This window comes from Streptomyces sp. NPDC086023 (genome assembly GCF_044540325.1).
Classification (GTDB): domain Bacteria; phylum Actinomycetota; class Actinomycetes; order Streptomycetales; family Streptomycetaceae; genus Streptomyces.
On sequence record NZ_JBITRX010000010.1, the window covers coordinates 329,486 to 339,940 of the forward strand.

9 protein-coding genes are annotated in these 10,455 nt (G+C 72.2%); 7 read left to right on the forward strand and 2 right to left on the reverse strand.

The window, feature by feature from the left end; translation table 11 throughout:
• Positions 1–137: 137 nt before the first annotated feature.
• Positions 138–1,571, reverse strand: a complete 1,434-nt coding sequence (locus tag ACIF6F_RS21815) for a cytosine permease (RefSeq protein ID WP_399948946.1) — start codon at positions 1,569–1,571, stop codon at positions 138–140.
• A gap of 200 nt (positions 1,572–1,771) precedes the next feature.
• Between ACIF6F_RS21815 and ureA the strand changes: the two genes are divergently transcribed.
• The 6 genes from ureA (at position 1,772) to ACIF6F_RS21845 (ending at position 9,301) form a co-directional block, all read left to right on the forward strand.
• The gene (gene ureA / locus ACIF6F_RS21820; RefSeq protein ID WP_399948948.1) at positions 1,772–2,467 is read left to right on the forward strand and encodes an urease subunit gamma; all 696 of its coding nucleotides are present in this window, start codon (positions 1,772–1,774) and stop codon (positions 2,465–2,467) included.
• The gene (locus ACIF6F_RS21825; protein WP_399948950.1) at positions 2,464–4,197 is read left to right on the forward strand and encodes an urease subunit alpha; all 1,734 of its coding nucleotides are present in this window, start codon (positions 2,464–2,466) and stop codon (positions 4,195–4,197) included. The genes ureA and ACIF6F_RS21825 overlap by 4 nt, the downstream gene beginning before the upstream one ends.
• Positions 4,198–4,217: 20 nt before the next feature.
• Positions 4,218–5,276, forward strand: coding sequence for an agmatine/peptidylarginine deiminase (locus ACIF6F_RS21830; protein WP_399948952.1), 1,059 nt, complete (start codon positions 4,218–4,220; stop codon positions 5,274–5,276).
• 15 nt (positions 5,277–5,291) lie between these two features.
• The gene (locus ACIF6F_RS21835) at positions 5,292–5,903 is read left to right on the forward strand and encodes a TetR/AcrR family transcriptional regulator (RefSeq protein WP_399948954.1); all 612 of its coding nucleotides are present in this window, start codon (positions 5,292–5,294) and stop codon (positions 5,901–5,903) included.
• 353 nt (positions 5,904–6,256) lie between these two features.
• Positions 6,257–7,858 (forward strand): citramalate synthase, encoded by a 1,602-nt coding sequence (gene cimA, locus ACIF6F_RS21840; protein WP_399948956.1) that lies wholly within the window; start codon positions 6,257–6,259, stop codon positions 7,856–7,858.
• Between the two features lie 69 nt (positions 7,859–7,927).
• Complete coding sequence (locus ACIF6F_RS21845; RefSeq protein WP_399948958.1) at positions 7,928–9,301, forward strand: hypothetical protein; 1,374 nt, start codon at positions 7,928–7,930, stop codon at positions 9,299–9,301.
• Between the two features lie 59 nt (positions 9,302–9,360).
• Here the strand turns inward: ACIF6F_RS21845 and ACIF6F_RS21850 are convergent, their stop codons facing one another.
• Positions 9,361–9,987, reverse strand: coding sequence for a YceI family protein (locus tag ACIF6F_RS21850; protein ID WP_399948960.1), 627 nt, complete (start codon positions 9,985–9,987; stop codon positions 9,361–9,363).
• A gap of 268 nt (positions 9,988–10,255) precedes the next feature.
• On the opposite strand from ACIF6F_RS21850, the gene ACIF6F_RS21855 reads away from it, so the two are divergent.
• Positions 10,256–10,455: carboxyl transferase domain-containing protein (locus ACIF6F_RS21855; RefSeq protein WP_399948963.1), on the forward strand; the 200-nt coding region annotated here is incomplete at its 3' end.

The following is a 10,455-nucleotide window of genomic DNA, read 5'->3' on the forward strand; positions in this document are numbered from 1 at the left end:
GCGCCGCTCCGGGCGCCCACGTCGGTCACCTGCGAAGACGCGGCCGGGGCCGCGGTGGTTGACCCCTTGCGGAAAAAGGGGCCGCCCCCGGCGAGGAAACCGGGGGCGGGCCCTTTCCGTGACCGGTGAGGATCCGGTCAGGCACCGGCCTCCGCGGGCTCGGACGCCGCGGGGGCGGCAGCCGGCACCGGGGCGGAGGAGCGGGCGGTCAGCAGCAGGTAGGCCAGGCCGCCGACCACGCCGGAGAGGATGAAGCTGCAGTCGACGCCTCCGGTCAGGGCCAGCAGCGGGCCCTCGTAGACCGTCGTCGACACCGCGCACAGGCCCACGCCGGCGCCGAGCACCCAGGACACCGTCGCGGCCGGGTTCCAGCCGCCGCGGAACCAGTAGACGCCACCGCGGGAGCGGCGGTTGAAGACCTGGAGGGCGTCCGGGTCGTACACGCCCCGGCAACGGACGAAGCCGATCAGCGTGATCACGGCCCAGGGGGTGCCGAGCGCGGTGAGCAGCAGGACGAACGACGTCATCGCGGCCTGCGCGTTCCACTCGAACGAACCGATGAACACGAAGGCGGTGGCGACGACCGCGGCGATCACGGTGGCCTTGGTGCGGGTGGTCTTCGGGACGATCGCGTCCAGGTCGAGGCCCATGGAGTAGAGCATCAGGCCGGCGTTGCCCACCGACCCCGCGGAGGCGGCCAGCAGCAGCGGCACGAGGTACCAGAAGGGCGCGGCGTCGACGAGCGGGCCGGCGTAGTCCAGCCCGGCCCGGGCGGCCAGCGCGGTGTACGTGCCGAAGAGCTGCGGGACCAGCAGGCCGACGAGCAGACCGGCACAGGTGGCCCAGTAGACGGTGCGGGAGCCGTGCCGCTTCGGCGAGATGTACCGGGTGTAGTCGCCCAGCAGCGTGATGAAGGCGACTGGGCCGCTCAGGCCGGCGGCGACGGCGGCCAGCAGCCAGGTCGGCCAGAACGAACCCAGCAGGTACGGGGTGTCCGGGGGAGCGGCCGTGGTGAAGTCGCCGGAGTACGCGACCACGCCGACCAGCAGCAGCGCCACCATGCCGATGGCCAGCACCTTGCTCAGGCGCAGCAGGAGCCGGTAGCCGAAGACGGCCCCGACGACGGTACAGGCGGCCAGGAGCCCGTACATCAGGGCGCGGGTGAGGCCGGTGTCCGGCAGGCCGGTGACCCGGGAGAGCACCCCGACCATCACGTCGCCGCCGATCCAGAGGGTCAGGGCCGTGTAGCCGAGGGAGAGCAGCAGGCCCACCACCGAGCCGACCAGGCGCCCGCGCACGCCGAACTGCGCCCCGCTGGAGGTGGACAGGTTGGTGGCCGTCCGGAGGGAGATCAGCGCCAGCGGCGCGGTGAAGGCGATTCCGACGAGGGTTCCGGCGACGATCGCGGTGACCGAGGGCCACAGTCCGAGGCCGAAGGACGGAGGCAGCCAGCCGAAGACGATCACGCCGAGGCAGAGGTTCGAGCCGAGCAGGATCGAGACGAGGTCACGGGGACCGCTGGTCCGCTCCTCGTCGGGGATCGTGTCGACGCCGCGCTGTTCTATGGGCATGAAGGGGCTCCCTGGCAGTACGAAACGTGGACGGACGCTTCCCGACGAGTGGCGGACAAAGAGCGGACCACTCGGCTCCATTTCTTTGAGCGACACTCAATGTGACCTATGGCGAAGCCTCCGGTCAATGATTCACGCCAACGAAATCTAGAGTTAGAGTGATGCTCTAAACCCGTCGAGTGGAAGTGTGGTGGAACGTCGTGCGGCTGACCCCAACCGAGCGCGACCGGCTGCTGCTGTTCGGCGCCGCGGAACTGGCCCGGGCCCGGCGCGCCCGCGGTCTGCGGCTCAACGTCCCCGAGGCCACGGCCCTGATCGCCGACACGGTCTGCGAGGCGGCCCGTGACGGCAGCCGGCTCTCCGAGGCCATCGAGGCGGCCCGGTCCGTCCTCGGCCCCGACGACGTGCTGCCCGGCGTCGCGGACGTGGTCACCGAGGTGCACGTGGAGGCCGTCTTCGACGACGGATCCCGCCTCGCCGTGGTCTCCTCGCCGATCCGCGGCGCCACGGGCCTCGGTGACGACGCCCCGGGCGCCGTCGTGCCCGGCCCGGAGACCCCGGCCCCCGACCCTGAGGTGCGCCTGACGGTGCGCAACACCGCGACCGTCCCGGTCAGCGTGACCTCCCACTTCCACTTCTTCGAGGCGAACCCCCGCCTCGACTTCGACCGCTCCGCCGCCTACGGCATGTGCCTGTGCGTGCCGGCCGGGTCGTCCGTACGGTTCGACCCCCTGGGCGAGGCGGAAGTGGGCCTGGTCCCGATCGGCGGAGACCGGATCGCCATCGGCTTCGCGGGCCTGGTCGACGGCCCGCTCGACGCCCCGGGCGCCCGAGAAGAAGCCCTGCGCCGCGCCGCGGCCTGCGGCTACCTGGGAGTGGAGGAAACACGGCGATGAGCAGGCCCACCAAGCACAGCGACCACTGCGCCCCCGGCAGCCGCCACATCGACCCCCACGAGTACGCGGCCGTCTTCGGCCCGCGTGCCGGGGACCGGGTGCGCCTGGGCGACTCCGGGCTGACCGTGCGCGTCGAGTCCGACGCGCAGAAGCCCGGCGACGAGTTCCTCGCGGGCTTCGGCAAGACCGCCCGCGACGGACTCCACCTCAAGGCCGCGGCGGTCCGCGAGACCTGCGACGTGGTGATCAGCAACGTGCTGGTCATCGACGCCGTCCTCGGCATCCGGAAGGTCTCCGTCGGCATCCGCGAAGGCCGCATCCACGCGATCGGCCGGGCCGGCAACCCCGACACCCTCGACGGCGTCGACGTGGTCGTCGGCACCGGCACGTCGATCGTCTCCGGAGAGGGCCTGATCGCCACCGCCGGCGCCGTGGACACCCACGTCCACCTGCTCTCCCCGCGCGTCATGGAGGCCTCGCTCGCCGCGGGCGTCACCACGATCATCGGCCAGGAGTTCGGCCCCGTCTGGGGCGTCGGCGTCAACTCCCCGTGGGCGCTCCGGCACGCCTTCAACGCCTTCGACGCGTGGCCGGTCAACATCGGCTTCCTGGCCCGCGGTTCCTCCTCCGACGCGGCCCCCCTGGTCGAGGCCCTGGCCGAGGGCGGCGCCTCCGGCTTCAAGGTCCACGAGGACATGGGCGCCCACACCCGCGCCCTCGACACCGCCCTGCGCGTGGCCGAGGAGCACGACGTACAGGTCGCCCTGCACAGCGACGGCCTCAACGAGTGCCTGTCCGTCGAGGACACCCTGCGCGTGCTCGAAGGCCGTACGATCCACGCCTTCCACATCGAGGGCTGCGGCGGCGGCCACGTCCCCAACGTGCTCAAGATGGCCGGCGTGCCGAACGTCATCGGCTCGTCCACCAACCCCACGCTGCCCTTCGGCCGCGACGCCGTCGCCGAGCACTACGGGATGATCGTCTCCGTCCACGACCTCAAGCCGGACCTCCCCGGCGACGCGGCCATGGCCCGCGACCGGATCCGGGCCGGCACGATGGGGGCCGAGGACGTCCTGCACGACCTGGGCGCCATCGGCATCACCTCCTCCGACGCCCAGGGAATGGGCCGGGCCGGCGAGACCGTACGCCGTACGTTCGCCATGGCCGCCAAGATGAAGGCCGAACTGGGCCCGCTGGAGGGCGACGGCGAGGGCGACGACAACGCCCGCGTGCTGCGCTACATCGCCAAGCTGACGATCAACCCCGCCATCGCACACGGCCTGGCCCACGAGATCGGCTCCATCGAGGTCGGCAAGCTCGCCGACATCGTGCTCTGGCGTCCCCAGTTCTTCGGCGCCAAGCCGCAGCTGGTGCTCAAGTCCGGCTTCCCCGCCTACGGCGTCACCGGCGACCCCAACGCCGCCACCGACACCTGCGAACCACTGGTGCTCGGACCGCAGTTCGGCGCCTACGGAGCCACCGCGGCCGACATCTCCGTCGCCTTCGTCTCCGCCGCGGCCGCCGCGCTGGGCGACGACCGGATGCCCACCCGCAGGCGCCGGGTCGCCGTCCGCGGCACCCGCGGCATCGGCCCGAAGGACCTGCTCCTCAACTCGCGGGTGGGAGCGGTCGACGTGGACCGCACCAGCGGCCTCGTCACCCTCGACGGCAGCCCCCTGGAATCCCCGGCCGCCGACTCGATCGCCCTCAACCGCCTGTACTTCCTGTGATCCCGCGAAGGACCCCGACCATGACACACCCTGCCGGCACCCCCGCAGCCGACGGCTTCCGCATGCCCGCCGAGTGGGCTCCCCACGAGCGCACCTGGATGGCCTGGCCCAGCCCCAACCCGACCTTCACCAACGACGCCGAGCTGGCCGAGGCCCGCGAGGCCTGGGGCGCCGTGGCCCGCGCCGTCCGTGCGTACGAGCCGGTCACCCTCGTGGTGAGCCCCGGCGACGCCGAGGGCGCCCGCGCCATCGCCGGCGCCGGCGACGGCCACGAGCTGACGGTCGTGGAGCGCGAGCTCGACGACGCCTGGATGCGCGACATCGGCCCCACCTTCGTCACCGACGGCCAGGGCGGACTCGCCGCCGTCGACTGGACCTTCAACGGCTGGGGCGCCCAGGAGTGGGCCCGCTGGGACCACGACTCCAAGATCGCGCGCTACGTGTCCGACCTCGCCGGCACCCGCACGTACAGCACCTCCCTCGTCAACGAGGGCGGCGCCATCCACGTGGACGGCGAGGGCACCGTCCTGCTGACCGACACCGTGCAGCTCGGCGAGGGCCGCAACCCCGGCTGGACCCGCCAGCAGGTCGAGGCCGAGATCCACGCCCACCTGGGCACCACCAAGGCAATCTGGCTGCCGTACGGCCTCGCCGGGGACTACGGCACCTACGGCACCCAGGGCCACGTGGACATCGTGGCCGCCTTCGCCCGCCCCGGCGTGGTGATGGTGCACACCCAGCCCGACCCGGCCCACCCCGACCACGAGCGCTGCAAGACCATCGCGGCCCTGCTGCGCGCCGCCACCGACGCGCAGGGCCGGCAGCTGGAGGTCGTGGAGATCCCCGCGCCGACGGTGCTGGAGGAAGACGGCGAGTGGGTCGACTACTCGTACATCAACCACCTCATCTGCAACGACGGCATCGTGCTCTGCGCCTTCGACGACCCGCGCGACGAGGAGGCCGCCGAGATCTTCCGCAACCTCTTCCCGGACCGCACCGTGACGCTCGTGGACGCACGTACGATCTTTGCCGGGGGTGGCGGCATCCACTGCATCACCCAGCAGCAGCCCAGGGCGTAGGGAAGAGGAGCGGACATGGCGGGTGGGGCGCGTGCGCGGAAGAACGCGCCGCCGCGCGAGGAGGTCCTCGCGGCCGCCATGGCGATGATCGCCGAACGCGGCCTGGACGGGCTCACCATGGCCGGTCTGGGCCGCGAGGTCGGCATGAGCAGCGGCCACCTCCTCTACTACTTCCGCACCAAGGACGAGCTGCTGCTGCGCACCCTGGAGTGGAGCGAGGCCGCCCTCGGCGCCGAACGCTCCGCCCTGCTCTCCCGGCGCGCGCCCGCCCGCGACCGGCTCGCCGCGTACGTGGACCTGTACGTGCCGGACGGCCCCCGCGACCCGCACTGGACCCTCTGGCTGGAGGTCTGGAACCGGTCGCAGGAGGCCGGCCCGGAGGAGCGCGACCGCCAGGCCGCCATCGAGGGCGCCTGGCACCGCGACCTGGTCGCCCTCCTGGCCGAGGGCGTCTCCCGGGGCGAGTTCCGGCAGGTGGACGCCGACCGCTTCGCCACCCGTACCCGGGCGCTGCTGGACGGCTTCAGCATCCAGCTCGCCGTGGGACTGCCCGGGCTGGACCGCGCCGGCATCCTGGCGCACGTACGGGAGTTCCTGGAGGACGGGCTGACCCCGGCAGCCGGCTGACCGGGTCACGGCCGGCCGGCGGGCGACCGGGCAGCGCCTGCCCGCCATGTGACCAAAACGAAGACCGCATCGTGAGACGCGGCCCCTGCGCCGGACGGTGCTGTGTCAGACTGCGGGCGTGCTTGCATTCACCATGATTATGGGAAGCAGCGCGCCGGTCCGCAGTGACCGCTGACCGTGGACACACCCCACGGCGCGGCCATCGTGCCCCAGACCCGCGCGCAGACCTCTCGCACCCGCGAGGGGTTTTTTCGTTTCCCGGCCCCACCTGCCGGGGGGCGGGCCGCGCGCGACGATGGGGGCAAGTGGATCCCGGGCATCCGGACCACTCATCCGACAGGAGTCAGATCAGCATGACGACAGAGGTCATCGACGACGCGTTCCATGTCTTCGACACCACGCTGCGCGACGGCGCCCAGCGCGAAGGCATCAACCTCACTGTCGCGGACAAGCTGACGATCGCCCGGCACCTGGACGACTTCGGCGTGGGCTTCATCGAGGGCGGCTGGCCGGGCGCCAACCCCCGCGACACCGAGTTCTTCGCCCGCGCCAAGGCGGAGATCCAGTTCAAGCACGCCCAGCTGGTGGCCTTCGGCGCCACCCGCCGCGCGGGCGGCAAGGCGTCCGAGGACCCGCAGGTCAAGGCCCTGCTCCAGTCCGGCGCGCCGGTGATCACCCTGGTCGCCAAGTCGCACGACCGGCACGTCGAGCTGGCCCTGCGGACCACCCTCGAAGAGAACCTGGAGATGGTCCGGGACACCGTCGCGTACCTGCGCGAGCAGGGCCGCCGGGTGTTCGTCGACTGCGAGCACTTCTTCGACGGCTACCGCGCCAACGCCGAGTACGCCAAGTCCGTGGTCCGCGCCGCGTACGAGGCCGGCGCCGACGTGGTCATCCTCTGTGACACCAACGGCGGCATGCTGCCGGCCCAGATCCAGGCCGTCGTCTCCACCGTGCTGGCCGACACCGGCGCCCGCCTCGGCATCCACGCCCAGGACGACACCGGCTGCGCCGTCGCCAACACCCTGGCCGCCGTCGACGCCGGCGCCACCCACGTGCAGTGCACCGCCAACGGCTACGGCGAGCGGGTCGGCAACGCCAACCTCTTCCCCGTGGTCGCCGCGCTGGAGATCAAGTACGGCCGCAAGGTGCTCCCCGCCGGCGCCCTGGCCGAGATGACCCGGATCTCCCACGCCATCGCCGAGGTGGTCAACCTGACCCCCTCCACCCACCAGCCGTACGTCGGCGTCTCCGCCTTCGCCCACAAGGCCGGTCTGCACGCCTCCGCGATCAAGGTCGACCCGGACCTCTACCAGCACATCGACCCCGAGCGGGTCGGCAACACCATGCGGATGCTGGTCTCCGACATGGCCGGCCGCGCCTCCATCGAGCTCAAGGGCAAGGAGCTGGGCGTCGACCTCGGCGGCGACCGCGCCCTGGTCGCCCGGGTGGTCGAGCGGGTCAAGGAGCGCGAGCTCGCCGGCTACACGTACGAGGCCGCCGACGCGTCCTTCGAGCTGCTGCTGCGCGCCGAGGTCGAGGGCCGCGCCCGTCGCTACTTCCGTACGGAGTCCTGGCGCGCCATCGCCGAGATGCGCCCCGACGGCAGCATGGCCAACGAGGCCACGGTCAAGCTGTGGGCCAAGGGCGAGCGCATCGTGGCCGCCGCCGAGGGCAACGGCCCGGTCAACGCGCTCGACCGCGCCCTGCGCGTGGCGCTGGAGCGGTTCTACCCGCAGCTCGCCAAGTTCGAGCTGAGCGACTACAAGGTCCGCATCCTGGAGGGCAAGCACGGCACCGAGTCCACGACCCGGGTGCTCGTCCAGACCACCGACGGCGTCACGGAGTGGTCGACCGTCGGCGTGGCGGACAACGTGATCGCCGCCTCCTGGCAGGCCATCGTCGACGCCTTCACCTACGGCCTGCTCCGCCAGGGCATCCAGCCCACGGAGTAAGGCGCCGGGCGGCCCTGGTCCTTATATTCCCCTAACGCCCGAATTCGCCCGTTCGGGTAGCGTCAAGGTATGAGGACCAGGCTGATACGCGCACTCTCCCCCCTGCTGCTCGTCTTCGGCATCGCGGTGGTCGGCGCGGCTCCCGCGGCGGTCGCCGCAACGGACCCGGCCACCGGCCCGGCGGCCGTGGCCGCAGCGCTCAAGCAGGGCCCCGTGTACGTCGATCCGCGGGCCGCGGGGCAGCTGTCGAAGGCCGAGGCGGACGCCCTGGCCAAGAAGATCGAGGACGCCGGGAAGCCGCTGTTCGTCGCGGTGCTGCCCGCGACCGCGGAGTTCCCGGCCGACAGCGTGCTGCGCACCGTGCGCACCGAGACCGGGATCACCGGCCTGTACGCCATCCGGCTCGGCGACGGCTTCAACGCGGGCGCGGACCGGAGCGTCATGCCCAACCGCGCCGTCCGCAACCTCACCGACGCGGTCAAGGCGGGCGGCCCGGTGGACGCGGCGACCCAGCTGAACAACTTCGTCGACCAGGCCCTGCCCCAGACCAAGGGGACCGCCCCGGCCTCCTGGGACTCCGGCGGCGGCTCGGACGGCGGCGGGGTGCCGGTCGCCGGCCTCGTGACGATCGGGGCGCTGGCCCTGGTGGGCGGCGGCGGCGCGTACGCCGTGGTCCGGCGCAACCGGCGGAAGAAGGAGGAGCGCGAGCGCGAGGCCGTGCGGAAGCTGGCCGTGGTCGTCGACGAGGACATCACCGCCTTCGGCGAGGAGCTCGAACGGCTGGACTTCCACCCCGCCGAACCGGGCGCGGACGATGCGATGCGCGCGGACTGGGAGCGGGCCCTGGACTCGTACGACCGGGCCAAGCAGATCATGGCCGGCGTCCGGCACCCCGACGAGGTGCGGGGCGTGACCCAGGCGCTGGAGGACGGCCGCTTCGCCCTGGCGGTGCTGGCCGCGCGCCGCGAGGGGCGGGCGCTGCCCGAGCGCCGTTCGCCCTGCTTCTTCGACCCCCGCCACGGCCCCTCCACGGAGGACGCGGACTGGGCCCCGGCCGGGGGTGCGGCGCGCACGGTGCCGGTCTGCGCCGCGGACGCCGTACGGCTGCGCGAGGGGCGGGACCCGATGGTCCGTACCGTCGACACCGAGCACGGGCCGCGCCCTTACTACGACGCGGGGCCGGCGTACGGCCCCTGGGCGGGCGGCTACTTCGGCGGCGGCATCCTGCCCGGCCTGCTGATGGGCACGATGCTCGGCTCGATGATGTCGACCCCGGCCTACGCCTCGGACTTCGGCGGCTACGAGAGCGGCTTCGAGGGCGGGGACGTCTCCGGCGCCGACTTCAGCTCGTCCGACTTCGGTGGGGGAGACTTCGGGGGCGGCGGTTTCGGGGGCGGGGACTTCGGCGGTGGCGGCGGCTTCGACGGCGGGGGCGGCTTCTAGCCGCCGGCGGGGGCGGCCGCCGCGCCGCCCCCGGGTGCCCGTACCGTCCCTCGGGCCGGTCAGGCCTGCTTGATCGCGGAGATGTCGAAGGTCAGCTTGACCTTGTCGCTGACCACGACGCCGCCGGTCTCCAGGGCCGCGTTCCAGGTCAGGCCCCACTCGGAGCGCAGGATCTGGGTGCTGCCCTCGAAGCCCACGCGCTGGTTGCCGTAGGGGTCGGTGGCGGAGCCGTTGAACTCCAGGTCGATGGAGAGCGGCCGCGTGACGTCCTTGATGGTCAGGTCGCCGGTGATCCGGTACGTGTCCCCGCCGAGGAACGCGGCGCCGGTCGAGCGGAAGGTCATCAGCGGGAAGGTCTCGGCGTCGAAGAAGTCGCCGCTGCGCAGGTGACCGTCGCGGTCGGCGATGCCGGTGTCCACGGACGCGGTCTTGACGTCGATCGTGGCGGTGGAGCGCGACGGGTCGGAGCCGTCCAGGTGCAGGGTGCCCTCGTGCTCGCCGAAGCTGCCGCGGACGTTGGTGACCATCGCGTGGCGGACGGTGAAGCCGATGCTGCTGTGCGCCGGGTCGATGGCGTAGTCGCCGGTGAGCGCGGCGAGCGCGGGGTCCACCTGCAGGGTGCTGACGTGGCCGGCGGGGGCGGCGTTGCCGGTGGTCTCCTTGGCGCGACGGTTGAAGAGAGCCATGGTGTCCTCCTGGGACTGTGGGTTCGATCCGGTCGTTAAATATTCAACGACCTCCAACGAGAAATGACTCTAGACCCACTTCGTTCAAATTTCAACAACCAAGGTCCGCCTGGGGGTGTTTTGTAGGACACCCACAAATGCCTTTGGCCCCTACTGGTGGGTCGCTCACAGCGGCTCCCGGTTCTGTCCGGGCCGGACAGCGGATGGCGCGCGAGACTGTGGAGAGCCGACGGAGGGATTTGCTTGGTCGGCTTCGTAAGGTCGGTACATGACCGTTGTGGACCAGACCCCCGGCGAGCCGACGGACGCTCGCGGCCGCGTGGCCGAGCTGCACGCCCTCCGCGAGCAGGCGCGGCGCGGCCCCAGTGACCGTGCGACCGAGGCGCAGCACGCCAAGGGCAAGCTGACCGCCCGCGAGCGCATCGAGCTGCTGCTCGACGCCGGTTCCTTCAAGGAGGTCGAGCAGCT

What these genes read in the sequence shown, in the direction of transcription:
- ACIF6F_RS21815 (WP_399948946.1), bottom strand. Translation starts at nt 1,571, where the DNA reads ATGCCCATAGAACAGCGCGGCGTCGACACGATCCCCGACGAGGAGCGG.
- ACIF6F_RS21825 (WP_399948950.1), top strand. Translation starts at nt 2,464, where the DNA reads ATGAGCAGGCCCACCAAGCACAGCGACCACTGCGCCCCCGGCAGCCGC.
- ACIF6F_RS21830 (WP_399948952.1), top strand. Translation starts at nt 4,218, where the DNA reads ATGACACACCCTGCCGGCACCCCCGCAGCCGACGGCTTCCGCATGCCC.
- ACIF6F_RS21835 (WP_399948954.1), top strand. Translation starts at nt 5,292, where the DNA reads ATGGCGGGTGGGGCGCGTGCGCGGAAGAACGCGCCGCCGCGCGAGGAG.
- cimA (WP_399948956.1), top strand. Translation starts at nt 6,257, where the DNA reads ATGACGACAGAGGTCATCGACGACGCGTTCCATGTCTTCGACACCACG.
- ACIF6F_RS21845 (WP_399948958.1), top strand. Translation starts at nt 7,928, where the DNA reads ATGAGGACCAGGCTGATACGCGCACTCTCCCCCCTGCTGCTCGTCTTC.
- ACIF6F_RS21850 (WP_399948960.1), bottom strand. Translation starts at nt 9,987, where the DNA reads ATGGCTCTCTTCAACCGTCGCGCCAAGGAGACCACCGGCAACGCCGCC.